Source organism: Devosia sp. CN2-171 (assembly GCF_049354815.1).
Taxonomy (GTDB): Bacteria; Pseudomonadota; Alphaproteobacteria; order Rhizobiales; family Devosiaceae; genus Devosia_A.
The window spans coordinates 4602979-4625965 of sequence record NZ_CP186479.1 but is presented as its reverse complement, the minus strand read 5'-3'; the positions used below and the strand labels follow the sequence as shown (position 1 = coordinate 4625965).

Below are 22987 nucleotides of genomic sequence, written 5' to 3'. Positions count from 1 at the left end.
GGGCCGCATGACGCTGACCGACATCGACATCAAGGGATATCGGTCGGTCAGGAAGCTCCGGCTGCCGCTGCGGCAATTGACGGTGCTGATCGGCGGGAACGGAGTCGGCAAGACCAACCTCTACCGCTCGATCGAACTGCTCCATGCAGCCGCCCGCGGCACGCTCGCCGCCGAGATCGCGCGCGAAGGTGGCCTCGGCTCGATCTTCTGGGCCGGCGGCAAGAACCTCACCGAGGACGGCAGCTTCGATCCCATGTACCGGACTGATGGCTACCGCGCGCACGAGGGTGGCCGGCGACTGGATCTGGAGGCCCGGCTCCAGATCGACGACTTCGTGCCGACTTATAGCGTACAACTCGGCTTCCCGTCCAAGTACGACGCTGCTTTCGGCGGCGAGGCGCAGATCAAGCACGAGTTCCTCGATATCCGCTCCGGCAAGCGCGATGTCCGCCTGCTCGAGCGCACCAACAGCGCCATCTGGGCCCGCGGCAGCAACGGTGAGCGCGAGATCGTCAATGAACGGGCGCTGGCCAGCGAAACCGCGCTCTCCACCGTGCGCGGTGGCTACCCAGAGATTGCGGTGGTCCGCCAGGAACTGAGCAATTGGCGCTTCTTCCATGGCTTTCGGACCGACGTCGAATCGACACTGCGACGGCCCTCGCGGGCCATCACCTCGCCGCTGCTGGCATCCGACGGCTCTAACCTCGCCTCGGTTTTCGCCACGCTCCGCCATATCCGGCATGATACCGCCGATCTCGACGCCGCCGTCGAACTGGCTTTCCCCGGCGCCGAGCTTATCGTGCCTGAGCCCGGCGAGTTCGCCACCTTCGGCCTCGTCTTCCCCGAAACGCCAAAGCGCGTCTTCTGGGCGCACGAACTGTCGGACGGCACCCTGCAGTTCATGGCCCTGATGGGTGCCCTGCTCTCTTACCGCCTGCCCCCGTTCATTGCGCTGAACGAGCCCGAAACCAGCCTCCATCCCAGCCTGCTGCCGGCCCTGGCAAAAACCATCGTGAAGGCGGCCGAGCGCTCGCAGATCTGGGTCGTCACCCATTCGCAGCCTCTGGCCGATGCGATAGCCGAGCTAAGCGGCATCACCCCTCGCGAGGTGATCCGCACCGAGGACGGAACGAGCATCCACGGCCTCAGCCCGCTGGGCGTGTTCGACGACGAGTGACCGGACAGTCGCCTTACCAAACTTGCCGAAGCTTAAGCCGCCGGAAACTAACGTTCGGCGAGGTCCAGTCCTAGATTCAGCGGGCCGGTGCAAACGCACCCTCGAACGGTTCCAGCCAGCGCAACGGAACCGCGCTCAGCCTCGCTACATAAGGACTCGAAGAATGAACAGAGCTTTCAACATCCTTGGCACCACCGCGATTACGGCGGCCGTCATCCTGACGACAATGCCCGCCTTCGCCTCCACGGCGACCTTCAACATGGCAAAGGCGGGTAGCGGCATGTCGGTCGACGACTTCGACCAGCAGGTGAAGATCTTCAACCGCGCCGACATCGCCGACTTGCTGCAGGCGAGGAGCGTGTCCGTGCTCCGCATCGACACGGCCTGGAACGACGGCGGCGATGCGTCGAAGGCGTTCAAGGCCGTCGAAGCTAGCGACCAGGCGATCCACTTGCTGCGCGAAGCGCTGAAAGCCGACCCGGCCGCCATGCGCCTACTCGCCCGCAACCACATCGCCGTCGACCAGGTCGTCGACGTGGCCCCGACCGGCAACAGTTCGGTCCAGATCTACATCTCGTGAAAGCCACACCCGCCCCGCGCACTCTCTAGGGTGTGCCTGCACATCCCGGGGTGCGCGGGCGCCGGTCAGCCGAGCGGCCGCACCCCGGCGACCTTGGTGACCAGACCGCCCATAGTCGGCGGCAGCGCTACGCCAAAACTCCCCGCCAGCGCCCGCACCGGGCCATAGTCGACCTTGCTGGTCAGCGTCATGTCGATTAGCACCTCGACCGCCTCTTCCGGCGTCCGCGTCGCCTTGTAGGGCCGCGTCTCGACCAGTGCCGCGAACACGTCGCAGGCAGTGAGGATGCGGGTGAGCGGCGTGATTTCCTCGCCCTTGAGTTTGTCGGGATAGCCGCTGCCGTCCAGCGCCTCGTGATGGTGCCTCACGGCATCCATGATCACCGGCGACACGCTTCCGTGCTTCCCGAGATAATCGTAGCCCGCCACCGGATGGAGCTTCACCGCCTCAAACTCCTCCGGCGTGAGCTTGCCGGGTTTGTCGAGAATGTTGCGCGGAATCACGGCCTTGCCGATATCGTGCAGCAGTGCCGCGTTCATCAGTGCGCCGGCTTGGGCTGAGCTCAGCTTGGCGCCTCGAGCGAAGCCCGCGGCCACGCCGGTCACCAGCATGCAGTGCTGGAATGTGCCCTCATGATGCTCGCGCACGGTCGCGAGCCACTGCCCGGCACCCACGTCCCCGACACTGGCGAGCACCCCCGCCGCCGCCTGCGAGACGCCCTGCAGGGATATCGCTTCGCCACTGAGCACGCCCTCGAAGAGATCGCTCAGCGCTTCCCCTGCCCTGAAGGCCGACTCGCCACCGGGAGCAGCCTTGAGCTTGGCCAAATCGCGCGGCGTCCGTTTCGGCCGCAGCGGAGCGCTGAGCTCGCGCTGCAACTGGTTCAATGCAAAGCGGCGGACCATGTGCCGCGTCGCCCCCAGCGCGTTGGCCTGTACGCGCAGCAGGCGCTCGCTATTGCCTTCATCGACAAGGAAAGTCCGGGCGCGCACGGCCGGAACGCGGTCGAGGGCATGCTTAAGTGTATCGATCGACCGCATGTCACGCAGGTCGGCGTCGACGACGACTTGATCGACGCCCCGGAGTTCTTCCGGGCCGAACGCTCCGATCACCAGAACCCGGCTTCCCAATGCAACGGCCAGTCCACGCGCATGAGTTTGGCTCTGCGCGTCGCATACAAAGACGAGCGCATCCGCCACAACATCACCGGCGATCTGGTCAATCTGAGCCATAAGCTTCGAAAATAGTATGCGTATACGCGCACCATCTTCCGCGCCCAATCGTGGATGTTTGGTAAATCTCGGAACGATGAACACCAACCTGTGGCCGTTGCAGCCCCGCCATTGCCGCATTCCTGTGGCCTCTTGGTCTGCCACCAACGAAGGAGACCAACCATGAAGTCTTTCGAATGTGGCACCCTCGTTCCGGGTTGCAGCTGGCACACCGAAGCCAAGGACAGCGCCGAAGTCGTCCGCCGAGCCGCCGAGCACCTGCGCTCGGCCCACAACGAAGAAGTGGTGCGCCCCAACATGATCGAAGAGATCAAGTCGCGCGTGCACGAGAAGAGCGAAGCCCTCCACTAGCTTCGCTTCGCCATCCCGAGCAGAGCCTGCCGATCGAGGGTGAAACCGCTCTCGATCCAGGCGCGCTCGAGCCGCTCGAGCTCCAGCCCGAGCGCCTTGCCGGCTGGGATGCCGAGCTTGATCAGATCGTTCCCGCCGAGCGGGAAGCGCGGCACGTCGAGCCGCTGCAGTTGCTCCACCACCGCGAGCCGGCCCGCATCGCCCCAGTCGGCGAGCGACGCGGCAACGTCCACCGCATCCGCGAGGGCCGCAGGGTAACGATACGCGGCCTCGTTGAGCCTGAACTCGACGATCAGCCGCGCCGCCGCGAGGATCGACACCGCCCCCGCCACATCGTCGTTCGACAACCGCCAAGTCGACTGAAGCAGCATCGCGTCGATCGTCGCAGCCAGAAGCGCCAGCCGCGGGTGCAACCACGGCTTCCGCGCCCGGCGCTCGTATCCGCGCAGCAATCCGATCGCCGGCTCGGGCATGTCGAGAATGTCCGCGTCCCGCATCGCCAGCAACGTCCGTGCGACGCGCGGCACGCCCAGCATCCGGCGCATCTCTGCGCCGACCCGTTCGGCCGCCAGTGCTCCAAGCGTACCGGCCGCTGCCACGCAGGCGGCGAGGCCATCGTGATCGAACTGTTCGCCACCATGGCTCGCCGAGAACCGGAAGAACCGGTAGACGCGCAGCCGGTCCTCAGCGATCCGCTCCGCTGGCGAGCCGATGAACCGGACCCGGCGCGCAAGGCAATCGTCGAGCCCGTGCAGCGGGTCGAACAGCGCCCCATCCATGCCGGCATAGAGCGCATTGAGGGTGAAGTCCCGCCGCATAGCGTCGAGCCGCCAGTCGCTCCCGAAACGCACCACGGCGCGCCGCCCATCGGTCTCGACGTCCTCGCGCAGCGTCGTGACCTCGGTGGTCAGCGTGCCGAGCCGAAGCGTCACGGTGCCGTGCTCTATACCGGTCGGATAGACCGAAAGCCCCGCCTTCTGCGCCCGCCGGGTCACCTCCTCCGGCAGTAGTTCGGTCGCGAGATCGATGTCGGATGCTTCGTGAGGCAGGTCGAGCAACGTATCGCGCACGATACCGCCGACAACCCGAGTCCGGCCGGCCGCCCCATCGAGGAGCGCGAGGATGCGCTGCGTCTCGGGGCGCATCAGCCACTCGGCCCGCTTCAGCCTTGCCTCGATGTCCCCAAGCTTGCTCAACCGGTCTCCGGGCCTAGCGCCAGATCGTGGAAGCGACGTGTAAGGTTCGCTGTTATCCCCCAGATGACAAGCCCGCTATGCTCGATTTGCCAGGTACTGTGCTCCCGCCCGTTCCGCCGGATACTGAAGGTGGTGAAGCTGCCGGGCGTCATCAGGTAGCCAAGCGGCACCTCGAATACCGAGCGCACCTCACCCGGATTGGGGATGAACGGCCCACGCGGATCGACCACGGCCACCACCGGCGTGATCAGATAGTTGGTGCCGGTATAGTAGAGCGGCATGTAGCCCAGCACCCGGGCGTCGGCCCGCTGCAGTTGGACCTCTTCCCAGGCTTCGCGCAGCGCTGCATCGGCTGCACCGGTATCGGTCGGGTCGACCTTCCCACCGGGGAAGGCGATCTGCCCCGAATGGGAGCGGAGATCCGGCGAGCGTTCGGTATAGAGGATGGCGAGCCCATCGGGCCGCCGCACCAGCGCTATCAGCACCGCAGCATGGACGGGCGGCCGGCCATGGGGAATATCCGGCACCCAGTCGGGCTGCATGCCGGCTCCCGCCGCGAACGGCTGGGGTTCGCGCAGCAGCCGGCCGGTGATTCTCTCGATGAGCGCGTCTTCGTCCGGCACGGCAAACCGATCGTTCGGAGCGTCTTCAGGAAAAGTTGGAGCCTTTCCGGTTCGAAGGCGCGACAAGTGAGAACCTACGACTGCTTGCCGGCTCCGAACGCCTTGATCGGCCCCTTGAGCCGTACAGCCATGGTGGGATCGGCAGAATAGACCAGTACGCGGGTCGGGTCGACCGGGCCGGGGAACTCGACGGCACCGAGTTCGGTCGGCACCCAGCCGAGCGGGCAATAGTAATCGCGATCGCCGACTAGCAGCACGAAGCTGCCCTCGCCGCGCTCGAGCGCGATGCGGGTCACTTCCTTGGCGAGCAACTTGCCCGCGCCGCGCTTGCGGAAATCCGGATGCGTCGCCAGCGGTCCCAGCAGGTAGCCGTCGATGCCGCCGACGCTGATGGGGGTCATCCATACCGAGCCGCACGGCACGCCATTCACCTCGGCGACGAGGCTGAGCGAGGTGTCGATCGGGAACCGCTCGCGCACCCGGAAGGCGGTGCGGGCGAAGCGGCCGGGACCGAAGGCGAGAGCCTGCAGATCCTCGACGAACTGGTCGTCGGTAGGGGTGGCGAAGCGAACGTTGGGCAGGCCAGCTTGCAGGGGCGCTGCGTCAGCAGCGACGGAGACGGAAGACGCAATCATGTGACGAAGTCCAGGAATTCGAGAGACGAGGACATACCTGCCGGCAAACGGTAAAGCCGGCTGCGACCGATTACGGTCGTCGGGTCACGTGATAAGCCTTCTCCATCCTGGGCGCCTCCTGACGCCTAAAACGCGCATTAGCACCATGCCGGCCAATGCGTCCACGCAAAATTATGGACCTGCAGTCAAATTTCAAGACCGCCTCCTCCGATTGTGGCTTTCCTGCCAAATCGTGATGAGCGCGAGGGATATTTCGGTCTCATGGTGAGAGTGAGGCAGGCTCCCTTCATGCTCACCCGTTGTGGGGAGGTCGGGAGGCGCCGCCCGCCTCGCTTGTGCACAACTACCGTAGCCCCTCCACCTCCAGCACCACCATGTCGTGATCCGACAACACCTCACCGTCCGGCGCGACTGACGAGACGATCCGGCTTTCCGCCACCTCGACCCCGCGCGTCAGGAACCAGTCGATCTTCCACGTGCCGTGCGGCTTGCGGCTGACGCGGCTTGGCCTTGTGGTCGTCTGGTCGAGCGGCCCGCCATGCAGCTCGAAGCCGCGGCCACGGGCGTGTGCGAACAGCGTTTCCTCCCCCGCTCCGTCCTTTCTGATGAGTCCGGCATTGAGGTCTCCGCCGATGATCACCGGCATGTCGCCAGCCAACTGGTCGATCGCATCGATCAGCCCGCGTACCTGCGTCTCGCGATACTCGGCATCGCTGCGATTCTCGAGATGCACGGATACCGCGTAGAGCGGGCCCGCCGCCGTCATCACCGCGCTGGCGATGGCGCAACGCGTGCCGATCCGCTTGGCCGGTGTCTCCGGTGTGAACCAGTGGCCATGCGCCTCGAGCCGGATCATCACCGGTGACTGCAGCGCGGTGGGCGCGAGCAGAGCGTTGCCGTGGAAGCCGTGCAGGTTGAAACCGTCGTCGCAGAACTCGAGCTCGACCTCGGCGCCCAGCTCCAGCTCGAGAAACTCCACCCCGAATGCATGCGTCATGCCGAGTTGCTGCGCGATGTCGCGCGAAGTGTGCCGCTGCTTGGTCCGCGCCATGCCGTTGTCGACCTCCGACAGCAGCACCAGTTGCGCGCCCTCGCGCTGCAGCGCCTCGGCCGACTTCTCGACATTGTAGCAGCGCTCGAGGTTCCAGGTGGCGACGGTCAGCGGCAACGCCAGCGGCCGAGTGAGCGTCGTCGCCGGTACCTCGACCCGCTGCAGGCAGGCGAGACGGGCCATCGCCTCAGCGTGGTTCGTCTCACTGCGTCCCAGCGCCGCGAGCCGGTCGCGCTCCTCGTGAGACGGTCCGGCAAGCGGAGTGGCCTGAGCCGGTTTGACGAGATCGAGAAGCATCGTGGGGGGCCCGGAATCGGTGGAACTGGAGGGAGTTCGCCCCATAGCTTCCGCATATGTCGGCCGGGTGACGCTTTGAGCACGGCACGGCTTGCCGATGTACGCTCCTCACGCTAAACCCCCCGCGCCATACCAGTGCCCGGGGGACTTCATGTTCGAATACGCCACCTATCCCAGCCTCAAGGGCATGCCCGTCGTCGTCTCGGGTGGCGCCTCCGGCATCGGCGAAGGCATTGTCCGCGCCTTTGCTGCCCAGGGGAGCAAGGTCGGCTTCGTCGACATCGCCGAAGAAGCCGGCAACAAGCTCGCCGCCGAGTTGACCGCCGGCGGCGGCACAGTGCAGTTCATCCGCTGCGATATCACCGATGTCGCCGCCTACCAGGCCGCCATCCGGGGCTTCGAAGCGGCGCATGGCCCGGCGCTGGCGCTGGTCAACAATGCCGCCAATGACACGCGGCACACCATCGCGGAGATGACGCCCGAGGCTTGGGATCGCAACATGGCGGTCAACCTCAAGCACGCCTTCTTTGCCGCGCAGGCGGTGGCTCCGGGAATGGTCGCCGCAGGCCGGGGCTCGATCATCAATTTCGGCTCGGTCAGCTGGATGACCAACACCCCCGAGCTGACCGTCTATACCTCGGCCAAGGCAGCTGCCCATGGCATGACGCGCTCGATGGCGCGCGAATATGGCAAGCACGGTATCCGCGCCAACACGCTCGTTCCGGGCTGGATCATGACCGAGCGCCAGCTGAAGCTATGGGCAACGCCCGCGGCCTTCGCGATGCTGGAGCAGGTCCAGCCGGTGAAGGGCCGGCTCTATCCCGAGGATGTCGCCCGCATGGTGCTGTTCCTCGCCGCCGACGATTCCCGCATGATCTCGGGGCAGGATTTCCTGGTCGACGGCGGCTGGGCGCACGGTTAACGTTCAAGCGGGCAAACACGCGCGGTGACACCTTGCTGCCGCATTCGATGGCGACAACCGCGCCAGACCTTCGGGGGACGTCAATGAAATCCAAGATTCTGATCGCTGGCCTCGCGGCCCTGTCGCTGAGCGCCTGTACGTCGATCAATCCCTATACCGGCGATAGCCAGCTTTCGAACACCACAGGCGGCGCGCTGCTTGGCGCGGGCGGCGGCGCCGTGGTCGGCGGCATCATCGGCGCGGCCACCGGCAGCGATCCGCGCGTCGCGGCGCTGATCGGCGCCGGCGTCGGCGGCCTGACCGGTGCGGCGATTGGCAGTTACATGGACCAGCAGGAAGCCGAACTGCGCGCGCAGTTGCAGGGCACCGGCGTCTCTGTGACCCGCGTCGGCCAGCAGATCATCCTCAATATGCCGTCCAACATCACCTTCGCCACCGACTCCTCGAACGTGCAGCCGCAGTTCAGCGAGACGCTGGTCTCGGTCGGCCTCGTGCTCAAGAAGTTCAACAAGACCGTCATCGACGTCTACGGCCACACAGACTCCCAGGGCTCGGACACCTACAACCTCGACCTGAGCCAGAAGCGTGCCGTCGCCGTGGCAACCATCCTCGCCAGCCAGGGCATCGACCAGCGCCGCTTCTACATCACCGGCAAGGGCGAGACCGACCCGATCGCCTCGAACTCGACCGAAGCCGGCCGCGCCCAGAACCGCCGCGTCGAAATCCAGCTCTCGCCCATCCAGGGCTGAGCGATCACCGCTCAGAAGATCTAGGCCCGGGAGCACTCCCGGGCCTTTTTCATTGCGGGGTCTGAACCTGATCGGGCGCCGTGGTCGGAGTGCCCGGGGCAACATCCGTGCCTGCGCCGCCCATCATCAGCTGGAAGATCAAGAGGATCGCCGCGACAATTCCGAGCGCGACAAGGCCGGCACGCCACCAGGCCGTTGGTCCTGTGGCGCCGACGGTTTTCTCGACATCATCGGTCAGCCGAAGCGCGCTGTCGGCCGGCACTTCCAGCGGTGCGGCGTTCTCGTCGATCAGCCGGTCGATCTTGGCGACTTCCGGTGCGCGCGGTGTTGCTACGTCGGACATCTCGATCCTCCTGCGAGTGTTCAACACCTAAATGGATAGCTCGGCCCGCCGGTTCCGCCTGAACCACCCGCTCACCGCCCATTCAGGCTAAGGGGCAGAGGCTGGCGAGCATAGGAACCAGCCGAAGGGACCATCCAAATGCTCCGCATCGTTCTGCTTTCCGTCACAGTCGCCGCGGGCCTCGCCGCTACCCCAGTCTTCGCCGAGCGCAACAACGGCGAGTCGATCCCGCCCAACTGCACGCTTGATCCGTGGACCCACAAACTGGTCTGCCACATCTGGCCGACCTGCACGATGGACCCATTCACAGGCAAGATGAACTGTCCGGCACCCAAGGCTACGATGACCCGGCGCGGCGACTGATCAGCCGTCGAGCCACGCCGCCCGCGCGATATCGCGCAGATGCAGGGACTCGGCCCACCGGTCGGTGAGGTCGGCGCCATCTGCACCCGAGATGGCGTAAGGCTGTGGCCCGAGCTCGCAGAGGAACGTTAGTTCGTCATCCGGCCCGGCGCGCCTGCGCCAGTCGGCGAAACCCTGCCGCCACCATCCGCTGAACTGCGCCACCCACGGCTGGTGCTGCGCGAAGCCGAGCGGCACCTGCACCTGTTCGCTCGACGCAACGCGGCCATGGAAGGCCCAGCTATGGGCGAGGATGGTACCGATCTGCAACTCGATCTCCTCCGAGACCGGCAGCACGATCTCGCGGCCGACGACATAGTGCGACAGGTCGGCAAGCAGCTTTAGCTCCGGCACGGCCTGCAGCAGGTCGAGCGTGAACAGCAGGTCATTGGTCATCCGGTCGCGATGTGTCTCGACATAGACCGGGAAATCCACCTCGTCACTGAGCTTGAGCCAGCCCTCGGCCACGCGCGCTGCCTCGACGAGACTGCGCGGCCTGAGGTTAGGCTGGATATTGAGATAGTGCAGCCCGAATGCCGCGCCCCATTCGAGCGCCGGCTTGAGGCTGTCGATATCGGTGGGAAAGCACAGGCCCTCGACAACGAGCCCGGCGGAATTTGCCAGCCGGGCAGTACGCTCGGCCTCGCCCCGATCGATCCAGAGCGTTCCCAGCCCGTCGAACCCGGCCCCGGCGATCATCTCGATATTGGTTTCGAGCGAACGTTCTGCCGGAGCGCCCTTCAGCCCCTGCATCGACCAGAGCGACTGCAGCACACTGAGCTTCTGCATGACGCGACCCTAGATCAGCACCACGCTTTCCTGCTCGTTGGGATCGGTGCGGGCGATGAGCGCCCGGGCGATCCTGTCGGTGGGGTTGAACGGCTGATGCGGCACGCCCGCCGGGATGTAGACGTAGTCGCCCTGGTTGACGTGATCGAGATATTCGAGGTTCGGCCCGTGGCGGAACGAGGTACTGCCCTCGAGCTGGAAGATCGCCGTCTCATGGTTGGCATGATAGTGCGGCTTGGCCTGCGCCCCGGGCGGGATCACCAGCATGTGCATGCAGATGCCGGTCGCTCCGGCCGATTCCGCCGAGATGCCGGCGAAATAGTCGAGCCCCTGCTTGCCATGGAAGCCCTCGCCGCCACGGATCACCTTGCACTCTGCCAGCATCTGCTTCTCCCTCGCTTGACGCGACGGAGATGCTAGATGCGGGGCGGAGGAGGAGCAAGCGGAGGCGAAACTGGGATCGAGCTGGTGGGCGCTCCCTCCCTTAGTTTCCCCCGTCCCCGGCGTCGAACAGCTTGCCTCGCGCCCACCCGTCGATCAGGCCCGGCAACCGCACCCGGCGGGGGCAGTTCACCTCCGGAAGCATGCCCGCGAGGATCTGCAGCACCTCGGCGCGGCCAAATGCCCGAGGATGAAAGTGGCTCGGCGCGGGCGCGAGCGTGGCTCCGCGCCGGACGTTGTGGTAGCTGCCTAGATGTTCTGGCCACCCGACACCTCGATGCGTTGCGCGGTGACCCAGCGGTTCTCCGGGCTGAGCAGGCTCGCGACCGCAGGACCAACATCATCCGGCACGCCCACCCGGCCAAGCGCAATGATGTTCGCGAAGGCCTCATTGTAGGCCGGCGTGTCGCGGACGGCGCCGCCGAGGAAGTCGGTCTCGATCGCACCGGGCGCAATGGTGTTGGCGGTGATGCCGCGGCTCCCCAGTTCCTTGGCCATGTAGAGCGTCAGGATTTCCACGGCACCCTTGGCAGCGGAATAGGCCGAGAAGCCGGGGTAGCTGGCCCGGGTGAGACCGCTGGAGAAATTGACGATCCTTCCACCATCCACCATGAGCGGCAACAGCGCCTGAGTAAGGAAGTAGACGCCCTTCACATGGACGTCGAACAAGGCGTCGAACTGCTTCTCGGTGGTTTCGGCGAGGCTGGCCATTTCGCCGTGCCCGGCGTTGTTGACGAGATGGTCGAACGTCCCGCGACCCCACACCTCGGCCAGCTTCGCGCGCACCGCGTCGACGAAGTCCGGGAAGCTGGCAATGATGCCGGTGTCGAGCGGCAGGGCGACCGCCTTACGGCCCATCGCCTCGATCTCCGCGATGGTGGCTTCGGCGTTCGCGGCGCTGTTGCGGTAGGTGAGGATCACATCGCCGCCATGGCGCGCGATGCTGATTGCGGTGTTGCGGCCCAGTCCGCGGCTACCTCCGGTGACGATCGAAATTGTGGTCATGTGCTTGCTCCTTGATCAGCAGTTTCGCTGGGGAAGCAATCGCGCAGCGGCGGGTCGCAAAGTTGCCGGATGCTGGCTATTTCTTGCTCAAAAGTCCAAGCCGGTTGAGCACAGTCGTTCCGCAGGATACGGTCCTTGCATGACCCCGACACTGCTTGCGGAAGCCATCCGCTTCGCCCAGGCCAACGCCGACGAGCACGGCGTGGCAACGACCCCGATCCCCGGTCTTGCCGTGGTACGGGAAGCGATGCCGACGGCGCTGCAGTATGCGATCAACCGCCCCCTCGTGGCCCTGGTGCAGCAGGGCGGCAAACGCGTGGCCGCAGGGTCCAGAACCTTCGATCTCTGTGCAGGCGACTCGCTGTTGATCACGGCCGACGTGCCCACCATAAGCCAGATCACCCACGCCAATCTCGCCAAGCCTTATGTCTCCATCGTTTTCGAGATCGATCCCGCGGTGGTGACGGAGCTCGTGACGGAAATGGGTGCGGCTCCCTTTCTGGCCGACGCCCCCATCCGCGTCGACCCGACCGAAAACGAGGTTGCCGACGCGGCCCTGCGCCTGTTGCGACTCGTGGACAGGCCGTCGACGATCCCAATCCTCCAGACGCAACTGCTGCGTGAGCTCCACTTTTGGCTGCTGTCCGGCCGCCACGGAGGCGCGATCCGGGCGTTGGGTGTACCGGGCAGTCACGCGCAACGGATCGCCCGCGCCGTGAACCTCATCCGCGCGCAGCTAGCGGCACCGTTGCGTGTGGAGCAGTTGGCCAACGCCGTGGGAATGGGTCTATCCTCGTTCCACCAGCACTTCCGTGCCATTACTTCGCTGACGCCCTTGCAATTCCAGAAGAAGCTGCGGCTGATCGAGGCGAGGCGCCTGATGCTGTCGGCGGGCGAACCGATCAGCAACGCCGCCTATGCGGTTGGCTATGAGAGCGTCCCCCAGTTCACTCGCGAGTATGGACGGCTCTTCGGCGTCACCCCCGCCCGCGACCGGCGGCTGCAGGCGGTGGCCTGAGCGAGCCGTCACGCCCTCAGTTCCCCCAATGGCCCGTGTCGAGCAGCTTGCCCCGCGCCCACGCGTCGATCAGCGCCCCCGCAATCGCGCCCGGGCGGGGGCAGTTCACTTCCGGATGCGCGCCCGCGAGAATCTGCAGCACCTCATCCCGACTGAACCAACGTGCGTGGGACAGTTCCACCGGATCGATGGTGACCTCTTCGCTCAGGGCCTCGCCATGGCAGCCGAACATCAGCGACATCGGGAACGGCCAAGGCTGCGAGGCGATGTACTGCACCGGCCCCACCTTGATCGCGCTTTCTTCGAGCGTCTCGCGCCGCACCGCCGCCTCGATGGTCTCGCCCGGTTCGACGAAACCGGCGAGCAGCGAGTACATGCGCTCCGGCCAGCTCGGGCTGCGGCCCAGCAGCAGGCGGTCGCCGTGCGTGATCGCCATGATCACTACTGGATCGGTGCGCGGAAAGTGCTGTGCGCCGCATTGCGGGCACTTGCGTACCCAGCCGGCGCTCTCCACCGCGCTGCCAGCCCCGCAGTTGGCGCAGAAGCGATGCGTTGCGTGCCAGCCGAGTAGCGCCCGCCCCGTGGCGACGGATTCGCCCTCGAGGCGCGACAGGGTCGGCATCAGCCCACGGATTTCCACGAACTTCGCGCCGGGGAATCCCGGATGCATCTGCTCGGTCTGGTCGATGAACTGCCCGATGGATGTTGCGTCCTCGGGCGGCGACCATAGCGACAGCTCGACCGCAAACCGCGGCCCCTCAGGCGTCAGGCCGACGAAAATGGGCGCTTCGCGTGCATCGACCAGCGCCGGATGATCGAGCGGCGCGAGCTGCGGCCGACGGTCCTCGGAGGCAAGGAGCTTGCCGCGCCAGAACACCAGGGTGCGCGCCAGCCCGTCCTGCCTCGCCCCGTCGGCGGCACGAAGGTGTGCGGCGCGATCAAGCTCGCCCGGCCTGAATGCAAACCCGTAATCCACGCGACTCTCCCGTTCAGCCAGCTACGCCCGCTTACCACAAACCCGGCAGTTCGCGCGTTCCTGCGGCGATCTCGGCGACCCGCCGGGCCGTGCCAGGGTTCACACCCGCCGGCAGTGCATCGAAAGCGAACCAGCCGATCTCGGCAATCTCGCCATTGGCCTTGAACGGGTGGATCACGCTATGGGCTCGCCAGACACAAACGGCGACATGGTCTCGGTTTGTGGCTTCGTTGACCTGGAGGTAGAGGCCGAGGAACGTCATCGGACCTTCGACGCGAAGCCCCGTTTCCTCCTCGGTCTCGCGTCGCGCCGCTTGCTCGGCTGTCTCGCCCGGCTCGACACCGCCGCCAGGGAAATGCCAGCCGGGCATATAAGTATGGCGCAGCAGCAGTACGCGGTCGCCGTCGACCAGCGCAGCCCGGGCCCCCAGCACCATGCGGCGTCGGATCCCCACCAGATAGAGGTGCGCCGTCGTCCGCACCCTCTGCCACGCCGTCATCGCCATTTCCAAACCTCAACCAGCAACGTTGTAAGGCATTTAGGCCATTTCCATGCCAAGCGCCTCATGGCATTACGCCCCCAATGATCACACTTGCCCACCTTTCCGACGTTCACCTGGCGCCGCTGCCTCCCGTCCGGGTGCGCGACCTCATGAACAAGCGGATCACTGGCTTTATCAACTGGAAGATCAAGCGCGAACGCACGCTCGCCGGCGAAGGCCTGACGCGGCTCGTGCGCCACATGCGCGAGCAGAACCCAGATTTCACCGTGATCACGGGCGATCTGGTCAACCTGGCGCTCGATGCCGAGTACAACACGGCCCACAACTGGCTGGAGACGGTCGGGCCGCCCGAAGAGGTCGCCATCTGCCCCGGCAACCACGATGCCTACATTAACGGGCAGTTGCAGAAGGGGCTCGACCGCTGGAACGGCTACGCCGCCGGTGAAACGCTCGACGCCAACGCCTTCCCCTTCGTCCGGCGCGTCGGCGATGTCGCCATCGTCTCGTGCAACAGCGCCGTGCCCACCCTGCCTTGGGTCGCGGCGGGCCGGTTCGAGCAGGACCAGGCCCATCGGCTGGCGCGCTGCTTGAAGCTCCTCGGCGATGGCGGCTATTTCCGTGTGGTCCTGATCCACCACCCGCCCAACCAGGAACAGGCGCACCCCCGCCTCGGTCTCTACGGCGCAAAACTCTTCCGCAAGGCGATTGCCGATAGCGGGGCGGAGCTGATTCTCCACGGCCACACCCATCAATCCTCGATCTATTCGATCCCCGGCCCGAGTGGCGACGTGCCGGTGATCGGCGTCGCCGCGGCGGGCGCGGCACAGGGCGAGACCGGCGGGCACGATCCGGCGCGCTACAACCTGTTTTCCATCCAGCGGCTGGGCTCGGCCTGGCAGTGCACGCTGCGCGAATTTGGCTTTCAGCGACTTTCACCCGATATTGTGCTGCGCCTGAGCCTCAGGATTTATTGAGCGTGAGCGAAACCTTCACCATCGAGCAGCCGATCCTCGACCCCGCGGCCGGGACGGCGACGTTCCACTATCGCCTGAACGAGCTTGCGTTCAGCGAAGTGCTGACCCTGCCGACCGGGGCCGACTACTCGGTCGCCGCGACGCCCGCCTTCCTGAAGCTGCTGCAGTTGACGGCGGTGGTGCTGGGCGTCAGCTACTTCAAGCTGCGCGCGCCGTTGAGGATTGGAATCCCCTTCCCGATGACGGTGCGCGAGCATGGCTTCGCGCTCGACGTCTACGAGAACGGGCTCGGCGAGTTCTATGCCCGCAACAACCTGATCCGCTTCGGCAAGATCGAGATCGACGACCCCGAAGATCGCGGCCCCCTGCCATCGGCCCCGCAACTGCGCGACCGCGTGCTGCTGCCGATCGGCGGCGGCAAGGATTCGCTGGTGAGCGTCGAGCTGCTCGAGGCCGCCGGCATCGACTACACGCCGTTTGCGGTGAACCCCAAGGGCCCAATCCTCACCAGTATCGCCGCCATCGGCCGCGATCCGCTCTATGTCGGCCGCACGCTCGATCCCGAGATGATCCGGCTCGGCAAGGAGCCCGGCTACTACAACGGCCACGTGCCCTCGACCGCTATCAACTCGATGATCGCGTCTCTGGTGGCGCTGCTGTTCTCGTACAACCGCATCGTCCTCTCCAACGAGCGCTCGGCCAGCGAGGGCAATGTCGAGTTCGACGGACGCGAGGCTAACCACCAGCACTCCAAGTCGCTCGATTTCGAACAACTGATCGCGAATGTGCTGGCCGACGCAACCGGGGGAAGTCTGGGCTACTTCTCCCTGCTTCGTCCATACTCGGAGGCCCGCATTGCCGCGATGTTCAGTCGTGTCCAGCGCTTCGACCGTGTGTTTTCGAGCTGCAACGAGAATTTCAAGCTGGCCGGCCACAATGGCCCGCTCTGGTGCGGCAAGTGCCCCAAATGCCACTTCGTCTTCCTGATCTTCGCCCCGGTGATGGCGAAGAATCGCTTGATCGGCATCTTCGGCCAGAACCTCCTCGCCCAGCCCGACCACGAGCACTCGTTCCGCGAACTGACCGGCCTCGCCGGCCAGAAGCCATGGGAATGCGTAGGTGAAATCGAGGAAGCGGCCGCCTGCCTTTATGCCCTGACCAGCATGCCAGAATGGGCAAATGAGCCAATCGTTACAATGCTCAAGCCGGATCTGCTGAATCAATACGGCAGCCAGCGACTGGAAGATGCGCTTGCCGAGTTGATGATCGATAGCCCAGAACATCACATCCCGAAGGACATCTTCGAGCGAGTCGCCCCGCATGCGCTTTGACGAACCCGTCCTGCTCTATGGCGCCGGCCGCGAGGCCCGCTCAACCCGCGCCTACATCAAGAGCAAGGCCCCCGATCTTCAGGTCTATGTCACCGTCGACAGCGGCGATGCCGATATCGAGGACACGACCTTCATCACCCCCGCCGACCTGACCCAGGCCATCGAAGCGCGGCTGTTTTCGACCATCGTCAAGAGCCCCGGCGTGTCGCGCTACCGGCCGGTTTTCGCCATGGCGCGCGAAGCCGGCATCGCCGTGACCTCCAACCTCAACCTCTGGGGCGAGGAGTACCGGGCCGGCCGAAAAGTCATTGCGGTTACCGGCACCAAGGGCAAGTCGACGACTGCCACTTTGGTGCACCTGATGCTGACCGAGTCGGGCCTCGATGCCGGACTCGCCGGTAATGTCGGCCTCGCGCCGCTGGAGATCGCCGGCAAGCACCAGATCGTCGTCTTCGAGCTCTCGAGCTATCAGACGGCCGACATGGCGTTCACGCCGGATATCGCAGCAATTACAAACCTTTCGCCCGAGCATACGGACTGGCACCGCACCGTCGAGCGCTATTATGGCGACAAGCTCAACCTGATCGACCGCGACGCCCCCTTTCCCGTGGCGCTGGGTGTCGGCGCGCTCGGCCACCCGCTGGTAATGGAAGCGCTGCGCGATCAGAAGCGGCTTATCCCCGCCCTCGCGCCCTTCATTCATGACCGCATTGCCTCGGCAGCGTCGCGCTCCCGCCTCAAAGGTGAACACAATCTGAACAACGCCTTGCTGGCCGCCCAGATCGCGTTGAAGGCCGGCGCCGATCTCGAGGGCGTGGTGCGGGGCATCGCCAAGTTCGCGCCACTGCCGCATCGGCTCGAAGAGCACACGGTCGGCGACGTGATCTTCGTCAACGACTCGATCTCAACGACACCCGAGGCCACCAAGGCCGCGCTCGCCGCTTACGAAGGCACGCGCATCGCCCTCATCGCCGGAGGCCACGAGCGCCAGCAGGATTACACCGAGCTGTCGCAACTGCTGCTGCAGCGCGGCGTGACGGTGCTCGTCTGCCTACCGGTGACGGGCGATCGTCTTGCGACGCTCACCTACGCAGCGGCGCCGGAGATCGAGGTAGTCGAAGCCGGGACGCTCGATGATGCGCTGAAGGCGCTCGCCGGGCGGCAGGCCAAGTTCGATACGGTGATCCTGTCGCCGGGCGCGCCGAGCTACGGACAGCTCGAAACGGCCGGCAAGGTGTTCAAGAATTTCGAGGAACGCGGTGCCGCCTTCGTCCGGCTGGCGCAGAAGTATTTCGGGGACGCTGCGTGATCGCTTACCTTTACCTTGGCGTCGCGATCCTCGCCGAGGTGATCGCCACCACGGCGCTGCGCGCTTCCGATGGCTTCACCCAGCTCTGGCCGTCGATCATTTCGATCGTCGGCTACGTCGTCGCCTTCTACTTCCTGTCGCTGACATTGCGGACCATGCCGGTCGGCATCGCCTACGCCATCTGGTCTGGCGTCGGCATCGTCCTGATCTCACTGGCCGGCTGGCTGATCTACAAGCAACTGCTCGACCTGCCCGCGATCATCGGCATGGGGCTGATCATGGCCGGCGTGATCGTGATCAACCTGTTCTCGAAGTCGACGGTGCACTAGGCCGCCTCACGTCGGCGGATCGCGGGGGTTGATGATCACGCGCCCGGCAATACCGCCCGCCAGCATGGTCTTGGCCAGCTTCGGCAGATCCTCGAGCCCCGCCTCGGTCAGCACCTGCTCGAAGGCGGTGGGAACGAACAGCGTTGTCAGCCGGTCCCAGGCGGCGACGCGGGCCTCGTAGGGCTGCATCACCGTATCGATGCCGCTGAGCGAGATTCCGCGGAGGATGAACGGGATGATGCTGGCGTCCCAGTTCGCGCCCCCCGCCGCGCCGACCGCGGCGACCGTGCCGCCGTGGCGGATCTTCTTCAGCACTTCGCCGAGCAGTGGGCCGCCGACACTGTCGATGGCACCGGCCCAGACTTCCTTGTCGAGCACCTTGCCGCTGGGCTTCAGCAGTTCGTCGCGGGCGATGATGCGGTGCGCACCCAGCCGGGTGAGCTGTTCGTCCCGTTCCGGCCGCCCCGTGACGGCGGCGACCTGGTAGCCGAGGCGGGCGAGGAGCAGCACCGCGATACTGCCGACGCCACCTCCGGCGCCGGTGACGAGCACCTCGCCGTCGCCCGCCTTCAAGCCCTCCGCCTGCAGCCGGTTGACCGCCAGCATCGCCGCCAGCCCGGCGGTTCCGAGCATCATCGCCGTCCGGGTCGAGAAGCGCTTGGGCAGCGGCACCAGCCAGTCGGCCTTGACCCGCGCCCGCTGGGCGTAGCCGCCCCAGCTCAGTTCCCCAACGCGCCAGCCGGTGAGCACCACCGCCTGGCCGGGATGGTAGCGGGCGTCGCTACTCTCGACCACGCGGCCGGCAAAATCGATGCCGGCAACATGCGGATAGGTCTTCACCAAGGCGCCCAGGCCCGAGATGCACAGCGCGTCCTTGTAGTTCAGCCCGGCCCAATCGACCGAGACCAGCACATCGCCCGCCGGCAGCTGTGATTCGCCTAGTGCATCGACCCGGCTTGCCACTCCACCGCCTGCAATCTGGTCGGTGACGAGGGCCCGGAAAGTCATGAGAACTCCAAACTACAAGTACGAACCGTCGTCAGTACGGCCCGTTCAACGCCGCCTGATCGATCCCCGCGGCAGCCAGTTCGACCGCGATCTCGTCCCTCAGTGCGTCATCGCCCAGCCGCTGGCGAAGCACCGGCAGGATACCGAAACGACGGAAGCGCGTCACCTCGAGCAACTGCGCAATGTAGCGGTTGAGCACATCCTGGTAACCGAGCTTGCGCGCGGCGACCGTTCCGATCATCGAAGCCAGCTCCGCATCGCCACTGACCAGCGCCTCTGCCTCGCTCAGCGCCCGGTTGTATTCGGCAGCCCGCAGGGCATCGACGGCCGGCGCCTCGTGATACCAGTACGGCGCCATCACGGCGCGACGTAGGGCCTGCTCGGCCAGTGTCTTGCCCTTATCCGACGGCCCGCGCAGCACCAGCAACCGGCCATACCCGGCAACCGCATCGAGATCGGATGGATTGAGCTGCAGCGCCGACGTGAACGCCGCCTCGGCCTCGCCGAAACGCCCGGTATGCTCGAGGTAGAACGCATATTCCCGCCAAACGGGACTGGAGGTGGGCGCCAGCTTCAGCGCCTGCTCGATCTGCCGCCCAGCCTCCGCGATCGGTTCCGGGTCCGGACGCCCCGGCGGCTGCGTGCGGAGCGTTGCATCGAGCAGCAGCGTCCCCCGCATCGAGAGGGCAGCAGCGGAGGCCGGCTGCAACCTGATGAGACCTGAAACGCAACTGCGCGCGCGCTGCCCCAGCTCCGCACTGCCCTGGGCGCGATAGAGTGTGAACAGGAGGCCGCAGACGTAGTCCGTCTCGGCTCCGGCAATGTCGGTGGTGCTGGCGAGCCACGCAACGGCATCGGCATGGAGCGGCCCATCGATCGCCCCCAATTGATCGGCGAAGGCACCGGAGAGCTGATCGAGGCTGTCGGGCAACTGCTCGATCGGCACCCGCTGCGTCATACTCCAGATCGCAGTATCAGAGCCCGCCCGCTTGAGGCTCGCCGTGACCTGCACCTCGCTGCCCTCGGTACGCGCGATACCGGTCAACTCGTACGGCGCCGGCCTATCCCTCGCCTCGTCGGCTCGCTGCAGATAGGCCGCTTCGACGAACGGAAACAGGTCGAGGTCGGTGACCAGCTCGACCGAAAGTCCGGCCACGCTGACGCTCGGCGCACCGCCCGCCGCTACGGAGGTAAACTCGGTGACCGACACGTGAGGCGGCTGCGGCACCTCCAGCCTGCTGTGGCGGGGCGCCAGCACCTGGGTCCCGATCAGGGCCAGAGCCAGGGCAACTCCGGTGAGCAGGACCACGAGGATGATGTCATCGATCCGCGCCATGATCGGCCGCACGGGCGGTTTCGATGCGGCCGGCGGGGGTCGCGATTCCGGCGCGGCAACCTTGCCGTCATCGGCCGCAGTCCGAAATTCGGGGATGTAACGTCCCACCGGGAGGTAAAATCTCAGGCTCTCGCCCGCCCCGGCTTCGGCATAGTATTCCTCCAGCGCCGAACGCAGCCGGCGGGCCTGGACGCGCACGATCGGATCGCTCTGCGGATCGAAACTCTGCTGGCGACCAAACACGTCGACGGCAATGGAATAGGCCTTGATGCCGCCCTCATTACCGCTCAGGCGCGCCTCGACTATGTAGTTGAGAAACTTCACCAATTGCGGCGATCGCGCCAGCCCGGGCCACTGCGTGACCCGCGTCAGCGCGGCTTCCACCTCTTGCCGTGGCGGCATCGTATCGGTCAACCAGTCCCCCATGTGCCAAGGCCATGGGTAAATTGGGCGCTTTACATGTTAATCGCAAGGCCAGTTACCACCTTGTTACATGCGTTTGCCTGTTCGGATCGTCATCGAACCATCATATCCCCGCCTGTCGCAGCACAGCGCAGTCGGCCACGGACTCAGCGTCCACGGCCTCGGGGGTACGCAACGAAGCGTTCCGGCGCTCTTCAGGGCACGCGGCAGTTAACCCGACTACCCACTAGAGTTTTCGGCCATTGCCGCGTCCTGCGCGGCAAGAAGGAACCATTATGGACGCTTATGGTGCCGGCCAACCCTATATGGCGTTGGTCGACGACGATTCGCATTCCGCCCGGCTGATGATCCGGATGCTGCTCGCCCACGGCGCGCCGTCCGTGAGCTGGCTCAATGGCGAACCCCTCGCGACCGCCGAACTCGGCGGGCTGCTCGAGGACGACCGTGCCGCCCTGCCGGGGCTGGTGATCGTCGATCTCAAGGGCTCGTCGGAAGCGACACGCGACTTCATCGTCAAGCTGCGCGGCATGCGGGATGGACGCTCGCTGCTGATCGCCGCCATCGCCCCGTCGCTGGAACGCGACGTCCGCGATGTTCTTCTGAACGCCGGCGCCGACGCAGTCTTCGAGCGTCACGCCGATATCAATTTCTTCCGTCGCGAAGCGGCGGCAATCGTGAGTTTCTGGGTGCGCAACCAGCACCTGGATGCGGTTGGCACGTAACTACTGCGTCCACAGGTTACGTGCCGGACGGGGAGCGCGTTGCTTTAGGCAGGCCACTGCCGATTGCATTCCCAAATGTGCTCTCCGTCTTCCTAAACCGTCCCGCGCTGTTATCCCTGCAGCGAGAGGACGGACGGGCCGACGACCCCAAGCGTCGGTCCACCCAGGCGGCCTGCCGTGTTCCCTCACGCGGCGGTCGCCCTAATGCCGGAGAGACGGGGCGCGACCCTCCTGACGCCGCCCCGCCCTCTCCGGTGAATGGTGTGAACCCGGTTGCGGCGGGCCTGAGAAAACGGGTCAGCAGGCAGAGCGCGGTTGCGGCCCTCTCCCTCCGCAACCGCGCTTGACTGCTCTCCGAGCTGCCCGCAGGGTCGCCTCCGCGATTTGCGGAGGCCCCAGATGCTCAAACAATCCCTGTTCTTTGCTGCCCTTGCCGGGCTGCTGGCGACACCTGTCCTCGCGCAGGACGAGGCCGTCGATAGCTTCGTGCTGCCAGCCTTCAACGGCATCGCTGTGTCGCAGGCCGCCGAGGCCGGCCTTGGCGTCTGCTTCGGGCCGCTGCAGCCCGACACTTCGCAATGCGCCACGTCGGCCTGCATGCAGCAGAGCGGGCTCGGCGAGGAGGATTGTGCCACCAACCTCTGGTGCTATCCGCATGGCTGGGTGGCCGACATCTTCATGCAGCACAGTGAGGGGCCTCATTGGCACAAGTTCGTCTGCGACCAGCAGGACCGGGCGAGTCTCGAGGCCGTGGTGCAACTCGAATGCGCGAAGGAGTATCTCAGCGCCTGCGAAATCGTTCGCGTCTGGGACAATGACGGCCAGCAGGTCTTCGGCGAAGGCGCCGACCCGCAACTGCCGACGGCCGAGGAACTCGAACGCGGCACGGCACCCGTGCCGGTTCAGTAGGCGCGGGCACGTTCCAAATCGCGTTCCAGCACCCATCATCGTCATCCCCGGGCGAAGACCCGGGGAACTATGCGATCTTGTTATGGGTCACTTGTGCCCCAGCCCGGCTGCGTCTCTGTCCAACGCTGTGCGCAACCTAGTGCTTCGTCTCTTTCTTGTGCTCGGGCAGATCTTTGTGCCTGGTCGTAGCGAATTCCTCGAGTTCCTGCTCGTTCATCGACTTGTACATCGATTTCGAAGCACCCTTCAGTTCGCCGACCTTGGTGTCGCCGCGCTTGGCGGATAGTGCGGCGCCGGCTGCTTTTTGCTGGGCCTTGGATGTGGCGGGCATGGTTTCCCTCCTGTCGTTGCGATGGG

General features: G+C 65.7%; 28 protein-coding genes. 14 read left to right on the top strand and 14 right to left on the bottom strand.

Going from position 1 to position 22987, the window contains the following annotated elements:
- Window positions 1–7 precede the first annotated feature (7 nt).
- Together ACOYW5_RS22825 and ACOYW5_RS22820 are read left to right on the top strand one after the other, a co-directional pair.
- Window positions 8–1177, top strand: a complete 1170-nt coding sequence (locus ACOYW5_RS22825) for an AAA family ATPase (protein WP_423067172.1) — start codon at window positions 8–10, stop codon at window positions 1175–1177.
- A 163-nt stretch (window positions 1178–1340) separates the two neighbouring features.
- Window positions 1341–1757 (top strand): hypothetical protein, encoded by a 417-nt coding sequence (locus ACOYW5_RS22820; protein WP_423067171.1) that lies wholly within the window; start codon window positions 1341–1343, stop codon window positions 1755–1757.
- Window positions 1758–1822: 65 nt separating this feature from the next.
- Here ACOYW5_RS22820 and ACOYW5_RS22815 read toward each other — a convergent pair whose 3' ends face one another.
- On the bottom strand, window positions 1823–2749 hold the full coding sequence (locus tag ACOYW5_RS22815) for an HD-GYP domain-containing protein (protein WP_423067170.1): 927 nt from the start codon (window positions 2747–2749) through the stop codon (window positions 1823–1825).
- 21 nt (window positions 2750–2770) lie between these two features.
- On the opposite strand from ACOYW5_RS22815, the gene ACOYW5_RS22810 reads away from it, so the two are divergent.
- Together ACOYW5_RS22810 and ACOYW5_RS22805 are read left to right on the top strand one after the other, a co-directional pair.
- The gene (locus tag ACOYW5_RS22810; RefSeq protein ID WP_423067169.1) at window positions 2771–3004 is read left to right on the top strand and encodes a hypothetical protein; all 234 of its coding nucleotides are present in this window, start codon (window positions 2771–2773) and stop codon (window positions 3002–3004) included.
- Between the two features lie 147 nt (window positions 3005–3151).
- On the top strand, window positions 3152–3340 hold the full coding sequence (locus ACOYW5_RS22805) for a DUF1059 domain-containing protein (RefSeq protein ID WP_423067168.1): 189 nt from the start codon (window positions 3152–3154) through the stop codon (window positions 3338–3340).
- On the opposite strand, the gene ACOYW5_RS22800 is transcribed toward ACOYW5_RS22805, so the two are convergent.
- The 4 genes from ACOYW5_RS22800 to ACOYW5_RS22785 all read right to left on the bottom strand — a co-directional run bounded on the left by ACOYW5_RS22800 (window position 3337) and on the right by ACOYW5_RS22785 (window position 7142).
- Window positions 3337–4536: a CCA tRNA nucleotidyltransferase gene (locus ACOYW5_RS22800; protein ID WP_423067167.1), complete on the bottom strand. Its 1200-nt coding sequence runs from the start codon at window positions 4534–4536 to the stop codon at window positions 3337–3339. The two genes, ACOYW5_RS22805 and ACOYW5_RS22800, sit on opposite strands and share 4 nt — an antisense overlap.
- The gene (locus tag ACOYW5_RS22795; protein WP_423067166.1) at window positions 4533–5159 is read right to left on the bottom strand and encodes a CoA pyrophosphatase; all 627 of its coding nucleotides are present in this window, start codon (window positions 5157–5159) and stop codon (window positions 4533–4535) included. Before ACOYW5_RS22795 ends, ACOYW5_RS22800 begins: the two co-directional genes overlap by 4 nt.
- A gap of 74 nt (window positions 5160–5233) precedes the next feature.
- The gene (locus ACOYW5_RS22790; RefSeq protein ID WP_423067165.1) at window positions 5234–5794 is read right to left on the bottom strand and encodes a GNAT family N-acetyltransferase; all 561 of its coding nucleotides are present in this window, start codon (window positions 5792–5794) and stop codon (window positions 5234–5236) included.
- A gap of 343 nt (window positions 5795–6137) precedes the next feature.
- Window positions 6138–7142 carry an endonuclease/exonuclease/phosphatase family protein gene (locus ACOYW5_RS22785; protein WP_423067164.1) on the bottom strand — a complete coding sequence of 335 codons (1005 nt, stop codon included), beginning with the start codon at window positions 7140–7142 and terminating at the stop codon, window positions 6138–6140.
- 151 nt (window positions 7143–7293) lie between these two features.
- On the opposite strand from ACOYW5_RS22785, the gene ACOYW5_RS22780 reads away from it, so the two are divergent.
- Window positions 7294–8064: an SDR family NAD(P)-dependent oxidoreductase gene (locus tag ACOYW5_RS22780; RefSeq protein WP_423067163.1), complete on the top strand. Its 771-nt coding sequence runs from the start codon at window positions 7294–7296 to the stop codon at window positions 8062–8064.
- A gap of 83 nt (window positions 8065–8147) precedes the next feature.
- Window positions 8148–8813, top strand: a complete 666-nt coding sequence (locus tag ACOYW5_RS22775; RefSeq protein ID WP_423067162.1) for an OmpA family protein — start codon at window positions 8148–8150, stop codon at window positions 8811–8813.
- 49 nt (window positions 8814–8862) lie between these two features.
- On the opposite strand, the gene ACOYW5_RS22770 is transcribed toward ACOYW5_RS22775, so the two are convergent.
- The gene (locus ACOYW5_RS22770; RefSeq protein ID WP_423067161.1) at window positions 8863–9156 is read right to left on the bottom strand and encodes a hypothetical protein; all 294 of its coding nucleotides are present in this window, start codon (window positions 9154–9156) and stop codon (window positions 8863–8865) included.
- Window positions 9157–9294: 138 nt separating this feature from the next.
- Between ACOYW5_RS22770 and ACOYW5_RS22765 the strand changes: the two genes are divergently transcribed.
- Window positions 9295–9519, top strand: a complete 225-nt coding sequence (locus ACOYW5_RS22765; RefSeq protein WP_423067160.1) for a hypothetical protein — start codon at window positions 9295–9297, stop codon at window positions 9517–9519.
- Here the strand turns inward: ACOYW5_RS22765 and ACOYW5_RS22760 are convergent, their stop codons facing one another.
- From ACOYW5_RS22760 to ACOYW5_RS22750, 3 genes are all read right to left on the bottom strand, one after another.
- Window positions 9520–10347, bottom strand: a complete 828-nt coding sequence (locus ACOYW5_RS22760) for a sugar phosphate isomerase/epimerase family protein (protein WP_423067159.1) — start codon at window positions 10345–10347, stop codon at window positions 9520–9522.
- A gap of 9 nt (window positions 10348–10356) precedes the next feature.
- Window positions 10357–10731, bottom strand: a complete 375-nt coding sequence (locus tag ACOYW5_RS22755) for a cupin domain-containing protein (protein ID WP_423067158.1) — start codon at window positions 10729–10731, stop codon at window positions 10357–10359.
- Window positions 10732–11037: 306 nt separating this feature from the next.
- Entirely contained in the window at window positions 11038–11793 is a 756-nt protein-coding gene (locus ACOYW5_RS22750; protein WP_423067157.1) for an SDR family NAD(P)-dependent oxidoreductase, read from the bottom strand.
- A gap of 139 nt (window positions 11794–11932) precedes the next feature.
- Between ACOYW5_RS22750 and ACOYW5_RS22745 the strand changes: the two genes are divergently transcribed.
- On the top strand, window positions 11933–12811 hold the full coding sequence (locus tag ACOYW5_RS22745) for an AraC family transcriptional regulator N-terminal domain-containing protein (RefSeq protein ID WP_423067156.1): 879 nt from the start codon (window positions 11933–11935) through the stop codon (window positions 12809–12811).
- Window positions 12812–12827: 16 nt separating this feature from the next.
- Here the strand turns inward: ACOYW5_RS22745 and nudC are convergent, their stop codons facing one another.
- Window positions 12828–13787 carry an NAD(+) diphosphatase gene (gene nudC, locus ACOYW5_RS22740; RefSeq protein WP_423067155.1) on the bottom strand — a complete coding sequence of 320 codons (960 nt, stop codon included), beginning with the start codon at window positions 13785–13787 and terminating at the stop codon, window positions 12828–12830.
- Window positions 13788–13818: 31 nt separating this feature from the next.
- Window positions 13819–14286, bottom strand: coding sequence for an NUDIX domain-containing protein (locus tag ACOYW5_RS22735; protein WP_423067154.1), 468 nt, complete (start codon window positions 14284–14286; stop codon window positions 13819–13821).
- Window positions 14287–14369: 83 nt separating this feature from the next.
- On the opposite strand from ACOYW5_RS22735, the gene ACOYW5_RS22730 reads away from it, so the two are divergent.
- Genes ACOYW5_RS22730 through ACOYW5_RS22715 form a run of 4 tightly spaced genes read left to right on the top strand, consistent with a single transcriptional unit; the run spans window position 14370 to window position 18232 of the window.
- On the top strand, window positions 14370–15263 hold the full coding sequence (locus tag ACOYW5_RS22730; protein WP_423067153.1) for a metallophosphoesterase family protein: 894 nt from the start codon (window positions 14370–14372) through the stop codon (window positions 15261–15263).
- Window positions 15264–15265: 2 nt separating this feature from the next.
- Window positions 15266–16594 (top strand): hypothetical protein, encoded by a 1329-nt coding sequence (locus ACOYW5_RS22725; RefSeq protein ID WP_423067152.1) that lies wholly within the window; start codon window positions 15266–15268, stop codon window positions 16592–16594.
- Window positions 16584–17903: a UDP-N-acetylmuramoyl-L-alanine--D-glutamate ligase gene (gene murD, locus ACOYW5_RS22720; protein WP_423067151.1), complete on the top strand. Its 1320-nt coding sequence runs from the start codon at window positions 16584–16586 to the stop codon at window positions 17901–17903. The genes ACOYW5_RS22725 and murD overlap by 11 nt, the downstream gene beginning before the upstream one ends.
- Complete coding sequence (locus ACOYW5_RS22715; protein ID WP_423067150.1) at window positions 17900–18232, top strand: SMR family transporter; 333 nt, start codon at window positions 17900–17902, stop codon at window positions 18230–18232. Before murD ends, ACOYW5_RS22715 begins: the two co-directional genes overlap by 4 nt.
- Before the next feature lie 6 nt (window positions 18233–18238).
- Here the strand turns inward: ACOYW5_RS22715 and ACOYW5_RS22710 are convergent, their stop codons facing one another.
- Window positions 18239–19240 carry an acryloyl-CoA reductase gene (locus ACOYW5_RS22710; RefSeq protein WP_423067149.1) on the bottom strand — a complete coding sequence of 334 codons (1002 nt, stop codon included), beginning with the start codon at window positions 19238–19240 and terminating at the stop codon, window positions 18239–18241.
- Between the two features lie 31 nt (window positions 19241–19271).
- Entirely contained in the window at window positions 19272–20990 is a 1719-nt protein-coding gene (locus ACOYW5_RS22705) for a tetratricopeptide repeat protein (RefSeq protein ID WP_423067148.1), read from the bottom strand.
- A gap of 284 nt (window positions 20991–21274) precedes the next feature.
- Between ACOYW5_RS22705 and ACOYW5_RS22700 the strand changes: the two genes are divergently transcribed.
- Together ACOYW5_RS22700 and ACOYW5_RS22695 are read left to right on the top strand one after the other, a co-directional pair.
- Window positions 21275–21721: a hypothetical protein gene (locus ACOYW5_RS22700; RefSeq protein WP_423067147.1), complete on the top strand. Its 447-nt coding sequence runs from the start codon at window positions 21275–21277 to the stop codon at window positions 21719–21721.
- 399 nt (window positions 21722–22120) lie between these two features.
- Window positions 22121–22630, top strand: coding sequence for a hypothetical protein (locus tag ACOYW5_RS22695; protein ID WP_423067146.1), 510 nt, complete (start codon window positions 22121–22123; stop codon window positions 22628–22630).
- Between the two features lie 136 nt (window positions 22631–22766).
- Here the strand turns inward: ACOYW5_RS22695 and ACOYW5_RS22690 are convergent, their stop codons facing one another.
- Window positions 22767–22961 (bottom strand): DUF3008 family protein, encoded by a 195-nt coding sequence (locus tag ACOYW5_RS22690; RefSeq protein WP_423067145.1) that lies wholly within the window; start codon window positions 22959–22961, stop codon window positions 22767–22769.
- Between the last annotated feature and the right edge of the window lie 26 nt (window positions 22962–22987).